Source organism: Micromonospora sp. NPDC005710, assembly GCF_040630995.1.
Lineage (GTDB): Bacteria > Actinomycetota > Actinomycetes > Mycobacteriales > Micromonosporaceae > Micromonospora.
This window is the reverse complement of sequence record NZ_JBEXYP010000038.1, coordinates 1-18,259: the sequence shown is the minus strand read 5'-3', so window position 1 is coordinate 18,259 and position 18,259 is coordinate 1. Positions and strand designations below refer to the sequence as shown.

Here is an 18,259-nt window from a genome sequence, read left to right as displayed (position 1 = left end):
CTCGGTCACCCGGTTGCGTCCAACCATTTCCTCGAGGACGATTCCTGGCCACCGCGCCAAAGACATGTTTCACTGCAATCGACAAATTCCCAAGACCGCCGGTGGGGCGTGAATGCTCTGGAGAGGGACAATTCATGGACGGGAGTCGGCCCGAGGCGGCTATGGTGTTGCCCGATCGTCGGTACACGGACGCGAAAGCCTTGTCCGAGCGCGGCTTCGCCCGCGGCCGAGCTGCCGAATTCGGCTTCTCGGCGGACCGGTACCCGGAAGACTTCCGGCATCTCAGAGCCGAATTCGCCGGCTTGCCCGAGGACCCGTACGCGCCCGACGGCAAACGCTTCCGCCGGTACTCTCGCCTGGTGTACCTGCCGTGGAACGAAGGGTTGTTCTGGATTCCTGGCGTACCGGACACCACCTACGGTTCCGTCGCGGAATATCATCAAGGGCGTTACAACCCCGATTTCACGCAACTGCGGCGGTGCTTTCCCGAGGTTCCGGAGAAGTTGCAGAACAATGAGCTGCTGTTGCAGATCATCCGGGCCGACATCGCTCAGGTCCAGTGGCTCGAAGAAATGGCCCGGACCCCGATATACGTCGGGCTGCACATGGTGAAGCTTGCCGTCCATGACCGCGGCGACATCGCGGTCTCCTCGCCGAACTGTCTGCACCAGGACGGCGGAGCCACCATGTTCACCTTCGCGCACCTCGTCGACTGTCACAACGTGGTCGGTGGCGAGAACGTCATCGCCACTCCGGAGAGCGCCGGGCGACAGCCCGAGGAGTTGGCGCCCGAGGCGATCCACGCCCAGTTCACCCTGGCCGAGCCCCTGGAAACGTACGCGGTGCACGACCATCGGGTCAGCCATCACGTCAGCCCGGTGCGGTTGGGCGACGCCCCCGGCCCCGGCCAGCGCTCGATCCTGATCATCGGCGTGGCGCCCTTCGTGCCCGACTTCTGAGCCTCACCGACGGCTCCATCCACAGACGTTCCCGTCGCCACGGGTTCCCGGCCGGGGACCCGTGGCGACGGCGCCGCGGTTCGTCCGGCCCGCGGCACACGACCTAGAGAGGACGCAGCATGGATCTCGTACCGGGTGGGGCCAACACCCTCGTGGTGACCCCCTTCGACGACTCCGGAGAGCTCGACCACAAGTCGATGGCCTCGCTCATCGACTTCGTGCTGGGAGGCGGCATCCAGGGCATCATCGCGCTCGGCACGACCGGGGAGTTCTTCACCCTGTCCACTGCCGAGCGGGTCGAGGTGATGCGTACCGTCGTGGGCCAGGTCGCCGGGCGGGTGCCGGTCACCGTCGGTGTGGGCGCGGACGGCACCGCCGCGGCGGTCGAGCTCACCCAGGCGGCCCGGGAGGCCGGGGCCGACTGTGTGATGGTGCTGCCCCCGCTCTACTTCGACCAGTCGGCGGCGGCGCAGGTCGAGCACTTCACGACAGTGGCCCGGTCGACCGACCTGCCGGTCATGCTGTACGACGGTGCCGCCAAGATTCCCGTGCCGGCCGAGGTCGTCGCGGAGGTCGCGAAGCGGGTCTCCAACGTCAAGTACGTGAAGCTGGCGTTCACCGACCCGGAGCGGGCCAGTGACATCCGACGGCTGGCCCCGGGCGTGGTTCCGCTCGCCGGCGAGGACAGTGCGCTCCTGAGCACCTTCCGGGCGGGCGCGGTGGGCAGCACCATCGCCACCGGCAACATTCAGCCCCGTGAGGTCATGGCGGTGCACCAGGCGTACGAGCGGGGTGACCTGGACGAGGCGTACACCATCTTCACCAGCACGCTGCTTCCGGCGATGGTCGCCATCTCCATTCCGGAGCGCAACTTCATCGCCCGCTTCAAGGCGGTGGCGGCCGCCATGGGTGTGATCGCCAGCGGTCGTGTCCGGTCGCCGTTGCGCCAGATCGATGAGGAGTCGCGCGAGGAACTGCTCATGGTGATGAAAAAGATCAACGTTCTCTGACTCCCGCCACGCTCCGGCCCGCCCCGGTCGCCGACTTAGCGGAGACCCTCTCTCAGGAGGCACAGATGCCGTCAGTCGGCTCGTACGCGCAAGCGGTGGGGCGGTCCGGGTTCCGGGCCATCAGCGAGTGGCTGCAGGAGTTACCCGGCCCGGAGGTGGCTCTGCACATCGGAGCGCCGGACCTGCCCTCGCCGGACCATGTGGTCGCCGCCGTCGAGCAGGCCGTGCGTCGGGGCGCGGCGCGCTACGGACCGAACCGCGGCGAACCGGGGTTGGTCGAGGCGATCCGGGCCAAGTTGGTCCGGCAGAACGACGTCCGGGTCGGCACCGAGCAGATCTTCGTGACTGCCGGTGCCACCCAGGGCGTCCACCTGGCCCTGTCGGCGATACTCGCGCCCGGGGACGAGGTGCTGGTGCCCGACCCGGGCTGGCCGAACTACGCGATGGCGGTCCGGTCGCTCGGTGGCCTGTCCCGGCCGTACGCACTGGCGGCCGACGACTCGTCGGCCGCCCAACTGGCCGAGCTGGAACGCGCCATCACCCCCGCCACCCGCGTGATCGTGGTGAACTCGCCCGGCAACCCGACCGGAGCGGTGCTCTCGGCGGCGACCCTCCACGGACTCGTCGACCTCGTCCGGCGCCGCGACCTGTGGTTGGTGACCGACGAGTGCTACGAGTCGTTCCTGTTCACCGGCTCCCACCTCAGCCCCGCCTCGCTCGACGACGAACGGGTCATCAGTTGCTTCAGCTTCTCCAAGACGTTCGCGATGCCCGGCATGCGAGTGGGTTACCTGGTGGTGCCCCGATCGCTGTCCGCGCTCTGCCTCCGCCTCCAGGAGATGGCGATCTGCTGTGTGAACATCGCCGCGCAGGCCGGCGCACTGGCCGCGCTTGAGGGTCCACAGCAGGCGCTGACCGACATGCGGGCCACCTACCTGCGGCGACGTGCCAGCGTCACCCGGACGCTGCGGGACGCCGACATCCCGTACACGGACCCGCAGGGCGCCTTCTACGTCTTCGCCCGGGTCACCGACCCACCGTTCGGAGACGACGACAAGGGTGGTGACTGGGACTGGACCCGTGAGCTGCTTCGCGCGAAACGGGTGCTTGTCGCTCCGGGTTCCACCTTCGGTGCTCGCGGCGGCGGTTGGGTGCGGATCGCGCTGACCGCGGACGGCGAGGCGCTGGCCGAGGGCGTGCGACGGCTTGTCGACTTCTGCCATCCCGACGCTGACCCCGCGTTGTCGACGGCGACCACCGGCGACGCGGATGAGCGCCGGGAACCCGTCGGCGCTCATCCGCGTCCTGGACCGGCCGCTCAGTAGTAGGTGCGACTCCAGCAGGTGAAGGCGTGCGTGGGGACGAAACCCAGTCTCGTGTTGATGGAGATGATCGGGTGGTTGTCGGCCGCGTTCAGCGAGTCGCAGGCCGTGACCTGCGGCTGGTGCCGGAGGAAGAACCTGAGGTTCTCCACCTTGGCGACCAGGCCCAGCCGTCGCCCCCGATGAGGCGGATCGACGATCGTGTTGTGCTGGGATCCGTGCCAGGGATGTTCTGACTGGTAACTCAGGCTGGTCCAGGAGACCAGGCAGTCGCTGTCCTCGTGCACCATTCCGGTGTGGTAGACGGTGCGCCCCCGCTCCTGGGTCAGCCGTTCGGTCTCGTGGTAGTCGTCGGTGTCCTGCCCGTTGAGGTACGCCACGTTGTCGACCAGGTCCTTCGGCGTGCGGTCGATCCAGCTGACCACCCGATAGCCGGTCGCCTTCGCCCACCCGTGTTCGAGGGCGAGGTCGAGACGCCGCTCGTCCGTGGCCTTGGTGTGTAGTCGATAGTTGAGGTCGGGCCCCTCGGTCGAGTAGCCTGCCGCCCGCGCGAACAGCGAGGCGCCCCCACCGCCAACGCTCAGCCCGGGATAATCGACGAGCGCGTTCGAGGACAGCTCGCGGCAGCCGTGGCCGTGCGCCACGTCCTCCACCGCACGCAGGATCTGCCGACCGAAGCCGCGGCGACGGTGATCCGGGCTGACTCCCAGCTCGAGAGCGGCGGCCGTGGGGTCGTCCTGCTGGAACGCCAGGCCGAACTGGCCCACCGGCTCGCCGGCGGCCCGTACGACGAATCCCAGTTCGGTGAGGCCCGGCCAGGGATGCCGCAGGGTCCGTTCAACGTCGGATCGCGTGGTCGACGGGATGATGGGGAGATCGTGGCGTCGCACCGCTTCGCTGACCTGTACCCATTCTTCGACGGAAGTCGGATCTTCGAGCCATAACGGTGCAATATCGACGTTCATGCATAGAAGGATGGCGGTGTCGCGGTCGGCGGCGCAAGGCGTTGACAACCAGCCGGAGCTGCCCACCGCCCGGCGAGCGTCAGGTCCGTCGCTGGTCAACTGCCCCCGGAAGCCGCGGTGTTCAACTGGTTCCCAACGCCAGTCGAACGGGCCGCCGAGGATCTTCTATCGCAGATGATCAATCACTGGCGGCATGACGGGTTGTACAAAGCCGACGCCGTGACGAAAGCCGCCACCCCTCGCATGATGGCTCTTGGTTCGCACCGCTGGCGACCCGCCTCGTCATCTCGCCACGTCGGCCCCCGTTGCCCAACGCCCCTCGAGCGTCGGTCGGCCCCGCACGGCGAGGACCGCCGCCGACGAAGCCAGCGGGCGGTGCGTGGTCGTCCGCGGACTGCTCGTCACCGGCAGGTGAGTGTCGAGCGGAATGTTCAGCAGAACCGGCCCCAGGGTCGGGTCCCGCCAGGAGGAGTCAGGATGATCCCGTTGTCGTTCGCGCAGCGCCGGCTGTGGTTCATCGAACAACTGGAGGGGCCCAGCGCCACCTACAACCTCCCGATCGCGCTGCGACTGACCGGGCGGATCGACCGGGCGGCGCTGGCGGCGGCCCTGCGCGACGTGATCGGACGACACGAGTCGCTGCGGACGGTCTTCCCGACGACGGACGGCGAACCGGCGCAGCGGATCCTCGACATCGCGGAGCTGGACTGGGCGCTGGAGGTCGTCGACCTGCCGGCCGACGAGCCGCAGGCCCTTGACGAGGCGGTCGCGGCAGCGACCGAGCAGACCTTCGACGTGTCCCACGAGGTGCCGATCCGGGCCTGGCTGCTCTCCGCCGGCCCCGACGACCACGTCCTGGTGGTCGTCACCCACCACATCGCCAGCGACGGATGGTCCCGCGGTCCGCTGGCACGCGACCTCTCCATCGCGTACGCGGCCCGCTGCGCCGGCCGGGCGCCGGACCAGGAACCACTGCCCGTGCAGTACGCCGACTACGCGCTGTGGCAGCGGGAACTGCTCGGCGACGACCAGAACCCGGAGAGCATCGTGTCGCGCCAGCTCGGCTACTGGCGTACGGCACTGGCCGGGGTGCCGGAGGAACTGCTGCTCCCCACCGACCGGCCCCGCCCCGCCGTGGTCAGCCACCGGGGGCACAGCGTCCCGGTGACAGTGCCGGCGGCGGTGCACGCCCGGCTCCGCCGCCTCGCGCGCAGCGAAGGGGCGACGGTCTTCATGGTGCTGCAGGCCGCCCTGGCGGCACTGCTGTCCCGACTGGGCGCCGGGTCGGACATCCCGATCGGCGTGTCGGTCGCGGGACGAACCGATGTCGCGCTTCGCGACCTCGTCGGCTTCTTCGTCAACACCCTCGTCCTGCGCAGTGACCTCTCCGGCGACCCGACCTTCACCGACCTCGTCCAGCAGGCCCGGGAGAACGGATTGGCCGCCCTGGCCAACCAGGATGTGCCCTTCGAGCGGCTCGTCGAGGAACTGGCCCCCACCCGGTCGCTGGCCCGGCACCCCCTCTTCCAGGTGATGCTGACGGTGCTCAACCAGCAGGAGGCGAGCCTTGACCTCGACGGGATCCGGGCCACCGCCCTGCCCGCCGGACCGGACCCGGCGAAGTTCGACCTCAGCGTCAGCGTCTCGGAGACGTACGACCCGGCCGGCCAGCCGGCCGGCATCACCGGATGGGTCACCGCCGCGGCCGACCTGTTCGACGTCGGATCGGCGCAGCGGCTCGCGGACCGGCTGGGCACCCTGCTCGACCTGGTGGCCGCAGACCCCGGCATCCGGCTGAGCGCGCTCACCCTGCTCGACCCGGACGAGCGACGCCGCGTGGTCGAGGAGTGGAACGACACCACCACCGCGCTGCCCGCCGCCACCGCCGTCGAACGGTTCGAGGCGCAGGTCGCCAGCACCCCGGACGCGACGGCTGTCGTCAGCGCCGACGAGCGGGTGTCCTACGCGGAGTTGGACAGCCGGGCCAACCGGTTGGCGCGGTACCTGCTGACCCTCGGCGTGGGCCCCGAGTCGGTGGTGGCGTTGCGCCTGCACCGAGGTCTGGACACCATCACCTCGATCCTGGCAATCTGGAAGGCGGGCGGCGCGTACCTCCCGATCGACGGCCGGCAGCCGTCCGACCGGCAGTCGTACCTGCTGGCCGACAGCTCGGCCACGATGCTGCTGACCACGACGGACACCACCGACGAGGACACCCTCGCCGCCGTACCCACAGTGGTGCTGGACTCCCCGGCGGTCGTCGCCGCGATCGCCGCCGCCGATGCCACGTCCCCCCGGGTCGGCGGGCCCTCGGCCGCGCTGGCGTACGTCATCTACACCTCCGGGTCGACGGGCACCCCCAAGGGCGTGGCGGTGGCCCACGCGTCGCTGGCGAACTACCTGTCCTGCGTCCCCGACCGGATCGGTTTCGGCCCGACCGGCGGGCGGTACGCCCTGTTGCAGGCGCACACCACCGACCTGGGCAACACCACGCTCTTCGCCAGCCTGGTGACCGGCGGCGAGTTGCACGTCCTCGACGAGGACGCCAGCACCGACCCGGCCGCGGTCACCGACTACCTCAGCCGGCACCGCATCGACTACCTCAAGGCGGTGCCGTCGCACCTGGCCGCGCTGTCGGCCGCCCGTGGTGTCGCAGCGGTGCTGCCGGCCCGGTCACTGGTGCTCGGCGGTGAGGCCGCCCACCCCGCCTGGGTCGGGCAGCTCACCGACGTCGCCGGCGAGCGTCAGGTCTTCAACCACTACGGGCCGACCGAGACCACCATCGGCGTGGCCACCACCCGGCTCACCTCGGAGCTGGTGGCCGGCGGCACGGTGCCGGTCGGCCGGCCGATCGCCAACACCCGCATGTACGTGCTCGACCGATGGCTCAACCCGGTGCCGCCGGGAGTCGCCGGCGAACTCTACGTCGCCGGCGCCGGGTTGGCCCGCGGCTACCTGAAGCGGCCGGAGCTGACCGCCGAGCGGTTCGTCGCCGACCCGTTCGATCCGGCCGGATCCCGGCTGTACCGGACCGGCGACCGGGCCCGCTGGACCCCGGACGGGCAACTGATGTTCCTCGGCCGCGACGACGACCAGGTCAAGGTGCGTGGCTTCCGCATCGAACTGGGCGAGGTACGCGCCGCCATCGCCGGTCACCCCGAGGTCGCCCAGGCGGCAGCGGTGGCCTGGCAGGACCAGGCCGGCGAGCGTCGCCTGGTGGCGTACGTCGTACCCGTCGAAGGAGCCGGCCGGACCGATCTGCCGGCGGCGGTCCGCGCGCACGTCGCCACCGTCGTGCCCGACTACATGGTCCCGGCGGCCGTTCTCGTCCTGGACGCGCTGCCGCTGTCGGTGAGCGGCAAGCTCGACCGTTCGGCGCTACCCGACCCCGACTTCGCCGCCACGGCCGGCGCCGGCCGCGCCCCGGCCGACGCACGGGAGGAGCTGCTCTGCGCGGGCTTCGCCGCCGTGCTCGACCTCCCCCAGGTCGGCATGGACGACGACTTCTTCGCCCTCGGCGGCCATTCGCTGCTGATCGTGCGGCTGGTGGAGTGGCTGCGCCAGCGGGGCCTGTCCGTGCCGGTCCGGGCACTGTTCGAGACGCCGACGCCGGCCGGGCTGGCCCGGGCGACCGACGCGGCAAAGGCCCGGCCGCTCACTGTCGTACCACCTAACGCCATCCCGGCGGACGCCGAGCGCATCACACCCGAGATGCTGCCCCTGGTGTCGCTGTCGAGCGCCCAGATCGACCACGTGGTGTCGACCGTCGCGGGTGGCGCGCCGAACATCGCCGACGTGTACCCCCTCGCTCCGCTGCAGGAAGGGCTGCTGTTCCACCACCTGTTCTCCGCCGGCAGCGCCGACGTGTACATCACGCCGACGGTCGTCGAGTTCGCCACCCGGAACCTGCTGGACAGCTTCGTCGACGCCCTGCAGAAGGTCCTCGACCGGCACGACATCTACCGCACGGCGATCGTCTGGGAAGGGCTACCCGATCCCGTTCAGGTCGTGTGGCGGCGTGCGACGCTGCCCGTCGTCGACGTGACGCTCGACGAGACCAGCACCGACCCGGTCCCGACACTGCTCGCCGCCGCCGGCCAGTCCATGGACGTCGGCAGGGCCCCACTGCTCGACCTGCACATCGCCCCGTCCCCCGGCAGTGACCGGTGGCTCGGCGTCGTACGGGTGCACCACCTCGTACAGGACCACCTCGGCCTCGAGGTCGTCCTCGACGAGGTACGGACCCTGATGGCCGGACGCGGCGACGAGTTGGCCCCACCTCTGCCGTTCCGCAACTTCGTCGCCCAGGCACGCGGCGCCGGCGACGAGCAGCAGCACGAACAGTTCTTCGCCGAACTGCTGGGCGATGTGGACGAACCCACCGCGGCGTTCGGCGTCACCGATGTGCGCCGCGACGGGACCGACTTCGCCGAGCACTGGCTCGCCTTCGACCCGGCGCTCACCGCACGGCTTCGACGGGTGGCGCGGGCGCACTCGGTGAGCACCGCCACCGTCCTGCACGTGGCGTGGGCCCGGGTCCTCTCCGTGCTCAGCGGCCGGGACGACGTCGTCTTCGGCACCGTCCTGCTCGGGCGGATGAACAGCGGCGCCGGGTCCGACCGGGTCCCCGGGCCCTTCATCAACACCCTTCCGGTACGGGTACGAACCGACGAGGCCGGCGTCACGGCGGCGTTGCGGAGAATGCAGGCGCAGCTCGCGGCCCTGGTGGAACACGAGCACGCACCCCTCGTGCTCGCCCAGCGTGCCAGCGGGGTCACCGGTGACACGCCGCTGCTGACCACCCTGTTCAACTACCGGCACAATCCCGAGCCCGCCGTCAGCGACGAGATCGACGGAATCCGGGTGATCTTCTCCGAGCAGTACACCAACTACCCGCTGACCATCTCGATCGACGACGACGGTGACACCATCGGCACGTGGGTCGTCGCGGTGGCTCCCATCGACCCGCCGGCGGTCGGCGCCCACCTGGCCACGGCGATCGAGACGCTCGTCTCGGCGCTGGAGGCCGCGGAGCCCGGCACGCCCGAGCCACGACTGGCGGACCTGCCGATCCTGAGCCGCCACGAGCGCCACCAGATCCTCACCGAGTGGAACGACACCGCTGTCGAGATCGACGAGCGAACCGTCGTCGACCTGCTCCAGACCCAGACGAGCCGGACCCCGGACGCGGCGGCAGTGGTGTCCCCGTCGGGCACGGTGACCTTCGCGGAGCTGGAACTCCGGGTCAACCGGATCGCGCGGCTCCTCGTCGACCGGGGCGCCGGGCCGGAGACCGTGGTCGGACTGTGTCTGGAACGCAACTCCGACGCCGTGGCCGCCCTGTTCGCGGTGCTGAAGGCGGGTTCGGCTTACCTGCCGATCGACCCCGAATACCCGGCCGCGCAGATCGAACTCATGCTGCGGGACGTCGCGCCGGTCGCCGTGCTGACCAGCGCGACGCTTGCCAACGTGCTCCCCGCCGACGCCCCGGTGATCCTGCTCGACGACCCGGCGACCCGCGCCGCGCTCGACCAGCCGGAGGCGGACCCGGCCGGATGGCCGGCGGCCACCTCCAGTGGCATCGCCTGCATCTACTACACCTCGGGATCCACCGGACGGCCCAAGGGCGTCGCGACGACACACGGCGGTTTGCGCAACCTCTACGAGTACCACCACCGCACCACGATCGCCCGCGCCGACCGCCGGATGCGGTTCGGGTTGACCGCGTCGTTGTCGTTCGACACCTCCTGGGAGGGCCTGCTCTGGCTCATCGCGGGACACGAACTGCACGTGGTGAGCGACGAGGTGCGACGCGACACCACAGCGATGGTGCGCTACGTCCGCGACCCGGGGATCGACGTCATGGACGTGACGCCGACGTACGCCGAGCAGCTCGTCCACGACGGCCTGCTGGCTGATCCGCTGCGCCGGCCGACGGTGTTGTTGCTCGGTGGCGAGGCGGCCGGCACTGTCCTCTGGGACCAGGTGCGGGCCGTGGACGGTCTGCAGTCCTTCAACATCTACGGCCCCACCGAGTACACGGTCGACGCCCTCGGCCTGGCCCTGGAGGGCGTCGAGCATCCTCTGGTGGGCCGCCCGATCACCAACACCCGGGCCTACGTGCTCGACGGGCGCCTGCAACCGGTTCCGGTCGGTGTCGCCGGTGAGCTGTACCTCGCCGGCGCGAGCCTCACCCGCGGGTACGTTCGCCGCCCCTCGCTGACCGGCGAGCGGTTCGTGGCCTGCCCGTGGGGTGACGGCGAGCGCATGTACCGCACCGGCGACGTCGTGCGCTGGGACCGGGACGGGCGCCTGGACTACCTGGGGCGCAGTGACTCACAGGTCAAGATCCGAGGTTTCCGGATCGAGCTGGCCGAGGTGCAGGCGGCCGTGGTCGCGCATCCGGACGTGACCCAGGCCGCCGTCATCGTGCGGGACGAGGTCGCTGGTGACCGCCGGCTGGTCGCCTACGTCGTGGCCGCCGGGCACGCGGACACCGCGACACTGCCGGCGACGATCCGCCAGTTCGTGGGCGAGCGACTGCCCCGGCACATGGTCCCCGCCGCCGTGGTCGTGCTCGACGCGCTGCCGACGCTCGTCAGCGGCAAGCTCGACCAGCGGTCGCTGCCGGCGCCGGACTACACGGCGGCAGCCGGCCGGGCGCCGCTCACGCTGCGCGAGGAACTGCTCTGCGCGGCGTACGCCGAAGTGCTGGATCTGCCGGCTGTCGGGCTCGAAGACGACTTCTTCGCCCTCGGCGGGCACTCCCTGCTCGCCGTCCGCCTCATCAGCCGGCTGCGCAGCGTCTTCGCCACGGAACTGCCGCTGCGTGCGCTCTTCGACGCGCCCACACCGGCGGCGCTGGCCGCACGGCTGAGCGAGGGCGGTCAGGCGCGGACCGCGTTGGCAGCGCGGGAACGTTCGGACCGGACGCCCCTGTCGTTCGCCCAGCAGCGGCTGTGGTTCATCGCGCAGCTCGAAGGGCCGTCCGGCACGTACAACATGCCCGTCGTGTTGCGGCTGACCGGTGATGTGGACCCGAGCGCGCTGAACGCCGCCCTGCGCGACGTCATCGGCCGGCACGAGGTGCTGCGTACCGTCTTCGCTGTTGCCGACGGCGCGCCGTACCAGCGCATCCTGGGCCTGGACGACCTGTCCTGGGAGTTGTCGACCCAGTCGCTCGCACCGGATGCGGTCGAGGCGGCCGTCACCGCCGCGGTCTCCTACCCGTTCGACCTGTCCCGTGAGGTGCCGATCCGGGCCTGGCTGTTCGAGACCAGCCCCGACGAGCACGTGCTCGCCGTGGTCGTGCACCACATCGCCGGTGACGGCTGGTCGATGGGGCCGCTGGCCGCGGACCTGTCCGCCGCCTACGCCGTTCGGCGGGCGGGCACGGCGCCGACGTGGGAGCCGCCGCCCGTCCAGTACGCCGACTACGCGCTCTGGCAGCGTGATCTGCTGGGTGCGGCCGACGACCCGGACAGCGTGCTGTCCCGACAGGTCGCCTACTGGCGGCAGGCGCTCGCCGGCGCACCCGAGGAACTGGCGCTGCCGTTCGACCGGCCCCGCCCGCCGGTCGCCGGCTACGCCGGCCACGCCGTGCCGCTCACGCTGACCGCCGACCTGCACGCGCGACTGCGCGACGTCGCCCGGGCCGAGGGCACCACTGTGTTCATGGTGCTGCAGGCGGCCCTGGCCGTGCTGCTGTCCCGGCTGGGGGCCGGTACCGACCTGCCGATCGGTGTCCCGGTCGCCGGCCGTACCGACGTCGCGCTCGACGACGCGGTCGGGTTCTTCGTCAACACACTGGTCCTGCGCACCGATCTGTCCGGCGACCCCTCGTTCGTCGACCTCCTGAGCCAGGTCCGCGCGACGGCCCTGTCGGCGTTCGAGCACCAGGATGTGCCGTTCGAGCGGCTGGTCGAGGAGCTGGCCCCGGCCCGTTCGATGGCGCGCAACCCACTGTTCCAGGTGATGTTGACACTGCAGAACACCGCCGACGCGGTGCTGGAGCTGCCGGGGGCAGCTGCCGGGTCCCTACCGGGTGCGCCGCCGGCGGCGAAGTTCGACCTGGACGTGACGCTCGGCGAGACCTTCGACGACACGGGCGCGCCGGCCGGCATGAACGGCCTCGTCGTCGCCGCCGCGGACCTGTTCGACCCGGCCACAGTCGAGACGCTCACGTCGCGCTTCGTCCGGGTGCTGCACGGCGTCCTGTCCGACCCGTCAGCGCCGGTCCGGACCGTGGACGTCCTCGACAGCGGTGAGCGGCGGCGGGTGGTGACCGAGTGGAACGACAAGGCCCTCCCGGTGGCGCCGCCGTTGCTGCCGGAGGTGTTGGCCGCGCAGGCGGCGACCACGCCGGACGCGGTGGCGGTGGTGTGCCAGGACGTCTCACTGACGTTCGCCGAGGTGGACAGCCGGGCCAACCGGCTGGCCCGGTTGTTGACGGGCCGGGGTGTGGGCGCCGAGTCGGTGGTCGGCCTACTGCTACCGCGAGGCGTGGACGTGGTGGTGGCGATCCTCGGGGTGTTGAAGGCGGGTGCCGCCTATCTGCCGCTGGACGTGGAGTATCCGGCCGAGCGGATCCGGTTGATGGTCGCGGACGCGGCACCGGCTGTGGTGCTGACCACGGCGGAACTACAGGAGTCGGTGCCGGCCGGGGTGGCGCGACTGGCGGTGGACGACGCCGTGCTCGTCGCGGAACTGGCCGAGGTCTCGAGCGCTCCGGTGGCGACCGCGGTGGGTCCGGACACGGCCGCGTACGTGATCTACACGTCGGGTTCGACGGGCCGACCGAAGGGTGTGGTGCTGACCCACGGCGGTCTGCGGAACCTCTACGCGACCCACCGCGCGGGGGTGCTGGCGGACTTCGAGGATCGCCGGTTGCGGTTCGCGTTGACGGCGTCGTTGTCGTTCGACACGTCGTGGGAAGGGCTGCTGTGGATGGTGGCCGGCCACGAACTGCACGTGCTTGACGACGACGTCCGCCGGGACACCGCGGCAGTGGTGCGGTACGTGCGGGAGGCCGGCATCGGCGTGATGGACGTGACGCCGACCTATGCCGAGCAGTTGGTCGTCGACGGGCTGCTCGAGACGCCCCCGACGGTCCTCCTGCTCGGCGGTGAGGCGGTCGGGCAGCGGTTGTGGGAGCAGTTGCGCGACGCCGAGGAGATGCGGTTCGTGCCGCTCTACGGGCCGACCGAGTACTCCGTCGACGCTCTCGGTCTGCCGGTCGGCGACACCGACCGACCCTCGATCGGGGTGCCGATCGCCAACACCCAGGCCTACGTGCTCGACCAGTGGCTGTCACCGGTGCCGGTGGGGGTCGCTGGTGAGTTGTATCTGGCCGGCGCGGGTGTGGCCCGCGGCTACCTCAACCGGCCCGGCACCACCAGCGAGCGTTTCGTGGCCTGCCCGTTCACTCCCGGTGTGCGGATGTACCGCACCGGCGACCTGGTGCGCTGGGACGCTGACGGACGACTGGAGTTCCAGGGCCGCACCGACGACCAGGTCAAGATCCGGGGGTTCCGGATCGAGCTGGAGGAGGTCCGGGCCGCCGTGGGCGCCCACCCGGACGTGGTCCAGGCCGGGGTCGTGGTCCACGACGGACGGCTGGTCGCCTACGTGGTGGCCACCGATGACAGCGCGGACCTGCCGGAGCTGGTGCGTCGCTTCGTCGCCGAGCGACTGCCCAGTCACATGGTGCCGGTGGTGGTGGTCCTCGCCGAGCTGCCGATGACCGTCGCCGGCAAGCTGGACCGGCGAGCCCTGCCGGCCCCGGACTTCGCCGGCCTTGCCGGTCGGGGTCGGGCTCCCGCGAACGAGCGGGAAAGCGTGTTGTGCGCCGGTTTCGCCGAGGTGCTCGGTCTGCCGAGCGTCGGGGTGGACGACGACTTCTTCGTCCTCGGCGGTCACTCTCTGCTGGTCGTACGACTGACCGAGTGGCTGCGCCAGCGCGGCGTGTCGGTCGCGGTACGCGCCCTGTTCCAGACCCCCACGCCTGCCGGCCTGGCCACCGCGGCGGAAGCCGACCAGGTCGAGGTGCCGGCCAACGGGATTCCGAGCGGTGCCACCGCGATCACGCCAGCGATGCTGCCGCTGGTGGACCTCACCCAGGCGCAACTCGACCAGGTCGTGGCCACCGTGGCCGGCGGTGCGCCGAACGTGGCGGACGTGTACCCGTTGGCTCCGCTGCAGGAAGGGCTGCTGTTCCACCACCTCCTGGCGGCCGGAGGCGTCGACGCGTACGTGACGCCCACCGTCCTCGAATTCGATTCCCGGCACCGTCTCGACGCGTTCCTGGCGGCCGTGCAGCAGGTGATCGATCGGCATGACATCTACCGCACGGGCGTGGTCTGGGAAGGGCTGGACACTCCGGTTCAGGTGGTGTGGCGATCGGCGACACTGCCGGTGACCGAGGTGGTGCTGCCGGAGACCGACGACCCGTCGGCCGCCCTGGTGGGACGGGTCGGGCTCTGGATGGACCTACGCCGGGCGCCGCTGCTGGACCTCCACGTCGCCGCGGTACCCGGCACCGATCGCTGGCAGGCGCTCGTCCGCGCCCACCACATGATCGAGGACCACACGGGCATGGACGTGATGCTGGGTGAGATCGAGGCGATCCTCGCCGGTCGCGGCGCGCAGCTGCCGGCCCCGGTGCCGTTCCGCGACTTCGTCGCACAGGCCCGAGGCGGTGTCAGCGCCGAGGAACACGAGCGGTACTTCGCCGGGCTCCTCGGCGACGTGGACGAGCCGACCGCCCCGTACGGGTTGCTCGACGTACGCGGCCAGCGCATCGGCGAGAAGTTCGCCCGGGTCGGGCTCGACGACGCGGTGACGGCACGGCTGCGAGACGTGGCTCGCGCCCTCGGCACCAGCCCGGCCACCGTCCTGCACGTGGCGTGGGCCCGCGTCCTGGCCGCCGTCAGCGGCCGGACCGACGTCGTCTTCGGTACGGTGCTGTTCGGTCGCATGAACGCCGGCGCGGGCGCGGATCGGGTACCCGGACCGTTCATCAACACCCTCCCGGTGCGGGTGCGCACCGACGGGGTGGGCGTACGGGCGGTGGTCGCCGCCATGCGCGATCAACTCGCCGGTCTGCTGGAGCACGAGCACGCGCCGTTGGCGATCGCCCAGCGGGCCAGCGGGGTGCCGGGTGAGACGCCGCTGTTCACCTCGCTGTTCAACTACCGCCACAACACGGCCCGGACCGAGCCGGATTCGAGCCTCGACGGGGTGGAGGTCGTCTACTCCCGGGAATACCACAACTTCGCCCTGTCGGTGTCGGTGGACGACGACGGCGACGGCATCGCGTTCACTGTCGATGGTGTGCCGGCCGTCGATCCGCACCAGGTCGGCGTCCTGCTCGCTACTGCCACCGCCGCACTTGTCGCCGCGTTGGAGAGCCGGCCGGAGGCGGCCCTGAGCTCGGTGGACGTGCTCGACGGGGCCGCGTTGCGGCGGGTGCTGGTGGAGTGGAACCAGACGGCGGCGGACGTGGCAGCGCCACTGGTCCCGGAGGTGTTCGCGGCGCAGGCGGCGGCGACGCCGGACGCGGTGGCGGTGGTGTACGCGGGCGAGTCATTGACGTTCGCCGAGTTGAACGGGCGGGTGGACCGGCTGGCCGAGCTGCTGCGGGCTCGCGGAGTGTGCCGGGGCTCGGTGGTCGGTGTGCTGCTGCCGCGTGGGTTGGAGGCAGTGGCGGCGATCCTGGCGGTCCTGCGGACGGGCGGGGTGTACCTGCCGGTGGATGCGGAGTACCCGGTCGAGCGGATCGAATTCGTGCTCGGGGACTCCTCGGCGGCGGCGGTGGTGACGTCGTCGACGTTGGCGCGACTCGTACCGGCGGGGGTGCCGGCGTTGCTGCTCGACGCCCCGGACACCGAGGCGGGGCCAGCTACGGCTTCCGCCACGTCACCGGAAGGCGATACGCGAGCCGACGATCTCGCCTATGTCATCTACACGTCCGGGTCGACCGGGCGGCCCAAGGGTGTCGCCGTCACGCACGGGAATCTCCGGAACCTGTACGGACTGCACCAGGCCGGTCTGTTCTCGGCGGTGTCGGGCCGGTTGCGGGCGGCGTTGACGGCGTCGCTGTCGTTCGACACGTCCTGGGACGCGCTGCTGTGGATGGTCGCGGGCCACGAACTGCACGTGATCGACGACGACACGCGTCGGGACAGCGCCGCCATGGTCCGCTACGTCCGGGAGCACGAGATCGGCTTCGTGGATGTCACGCCGACGTACGCGGAACGGTTGGTGGCCGACGGCCTGCTGGCCGCTCCACCACAGGTCGTGATGTTGGGCGGGGAGGCGGTCGACGCCTCGCTGTGGTCGGCGTTCCGCGACGCCGACGGCGTGCGGTGTGTGAACTTCTACGGTCCCACCGAGGCGACAGTCGACGCGGTGTGGCTGGACGTCGTGGACAGTGAGCAGCCGTTGATCGGTCGGCCGGTCGGGAACACCCGCTCCTACGTGCTGGATACGAACCTTCAAGCGGTGCCGGTGGGGGTGGCCGGCGAGTTGTACCTGGCCGGCGCCGGCCTGGCGCGAGGTTACGTGAACCGGGCCGGATTGACAGCGGAGCGGTTCGTCGCGAATCCCTATGAGCCGGGACAGCGGTTGTACCGCACCGGTGACCTGGTCCGGTGGACCGCCGACGGGCGGTTGGGCTACCTGGGGCGCACCGACGAACAGGTGAAGCTGCGGGGCTTCCGGATCGAGCTGGGCGAGGTGCGGGCGGCGGTGGCCGCTCACCCGCAGGTCCGCCAGGCCGCGGTGATCGTGCGGGACGACCGTCTGGTCGCGTACGTCGTCGGTGGTGACGGTGCCGGGGTGCGGGAGTTCGTGGGGCAGCGGTTGCCGGAGTACATGGTGCCGGCGGCGGTGGTGGTCCTCGACGCGCTGCCGGTGACCGTCAACGGGAAGTTGGACCAGGCCGCGTTGCCGGCCCCGGTGACGTCGGCCGGCGGCGGTCGTGGCCGCAGCACAGACCCTCGGGTCGATCTGCTCGCGACGGCATTCGCCGATGTCCTGGGTCTGCCGCAGGTGGGCGTGAATGACAGTTTCTTCGCCCTCGGTGGGCACTCGCTACTGGCGGTGCGGTTGCTGAGTCGTTTGCGGTCGGTTTTTGGGGTGGATCTGTCGTTGCGGGTGTTGTTTGAGGCGCCGACTCCGGTGGGGTTGGCGGGGCGGTTGGGTGAGGGTGGTTTGGCGCGGCCGGTGTTGGTGGTGGGGGAGCGTCCGGGGCGTTTGCCGTTGTCGTTTGGGCAGCGCAGGTTGTGGTTCATCAATCAGTTGGAGGGGTCGACTGCGGCGTACAACATGCCGGTGGTGTTGCGGCTTGTTGGTGGTGTGGATGTGGTGGCGTTGTCGGCGGCTCTGGTGGATGTGGTGGGTCGGCATGAGGTGTTGCGGACGGTGTTCCCGGTGGTGGAGGGGGAGCCGTTCCAGCGGGTGTTGGGGGTTGGTGAGGTGGGTGGGGTGTTGGAGCGGGTGGAGTCGGTGGATGTCGATGCGGTGATCGGAGAGGTGGTGGGCCGGCCGTTCGATCTGTCGGTGGAGGTGCCCTTGCGGGCGGTCCTGGTCAACGATGAGGTCCTCGTGGTGGTGGTCCACCACATCGCCGGTGATGGGTGGTCGATGGGCCCGTTGGCCCGCGACGTGTCGGTGGCCTACGCCGCGCGGTGTGCTGGTGACGCCCCGGGGTGGTCGCCTCTGCCGGTGCAGTACGCGGATTTCACGCTGTGGCAGCGGCGTCTGTTGGGTGACGAGTCGGACCCGGACAGCAGGCTGTCCCGCCAACTTGGTTACTGGCGGGGTGTGTTGGCGGGGGTTCCCCAGGAGCTGAGTTTGCCGCTTGATCGGTCGCGTCCGCAGGTGGCGAGCCACCGCGGTTTTCAGGCGCCGGTGGAGGTGTCAGCGGATCTGCATGCGCGAATGGTAAAGGTCGCGCGGGCGCATGGCGTGACGGTTTTCATGGTGTGGCAGGCGTCCCTAGC

5 protein-coding genes are annotated in these 18,259 nt (G+C 70.7%); 4 read left to right on the top strand and 1 reads right to left on the bottom strand.

Going from position 1 to position 18,259, the window contains the following annotated elements; all coding sequences use genetic code 11:
- Window positions 1-101: 101 nt before the first annotated feature.
- The 3 genes from ABZ406_RS29995 to ABZ406_RS29985 all read left to right on the top strand — a co-directional run bounded on the left by ABZ406_RS29995 (window position 102) and on the right by ABZ406_RS29985 (window position 3,294).
- Window positions 102-959: a 2OG-Fe dioxygenase family protein gene (locus tag ABZ406_RS29995; RefSeq protein ID WP_357768774.1), complete on the top strand. Its 858-nt coding sequence runs from the start codon at window positions 102-104 to the stop codon at window positions 957-959.
- Between the two features lie 119 nt (window positions 960-1,078).
- The gene (locus ABZ406_RS29990) at window positions 1,079-1,969 is read left to right on the top strand and encodes a dihydrodipicolinate synthase family protein (protein ID WP_357768772.1); all 891 of its coding nucleotides are present in this window, start codon (window positions 1,079-1,081) and stop codon (window positions 1,967-1,969) included.
- A gap of 65 nt (window positions 1,970-2,034) precedes the next feature.
- Entirely contained in the window at window positions 2,035-3,294 is a 1,260-nt protein-coding gene (locus tag ABZ406_RS29985; RefSeq protein ID WP_357768770.1) for a pyridoxal phosphate-dependent aminotransferase, read from the top strand.
- On the opposite strand, the gene ABZ406_RS29980 is transcribed toward ABZ406_RS29985, so the two are convergent.
- Window positions 3,288-4,322 carry a GNAT family N-acetyltransferase gene (locus tag ABZ406_RS29980; RefSeq protein ID WP_357768768.1) on the bottom strand — a complete coding sequence of 345 codons (1,035 nt, stop codon included), beginning with the start codon at window positions 4,320-4,322 and terminating at the stop codon, window positions 3,288-3,290. The two genes, ABZ406_RS29985 and ABZ406_RS29980, sit on opposite strands and share 7 nt — an antisense overlap.
- Window positions 4,323-4,733: 411 nt before the next feature.
- Between ABZ406_RS29980 and ABZ406_RS29975 the strand changes: the two genes are divergently transcribed.
- A partial coding sequence (locus ABZ406_RS29975; RefSeq protein WP_357768766.1) for an amino acid adenylation domain-containing protein occupies window positions 4,734-18,259 on the top strand: 13,526 nt, incomplete at its 3' end.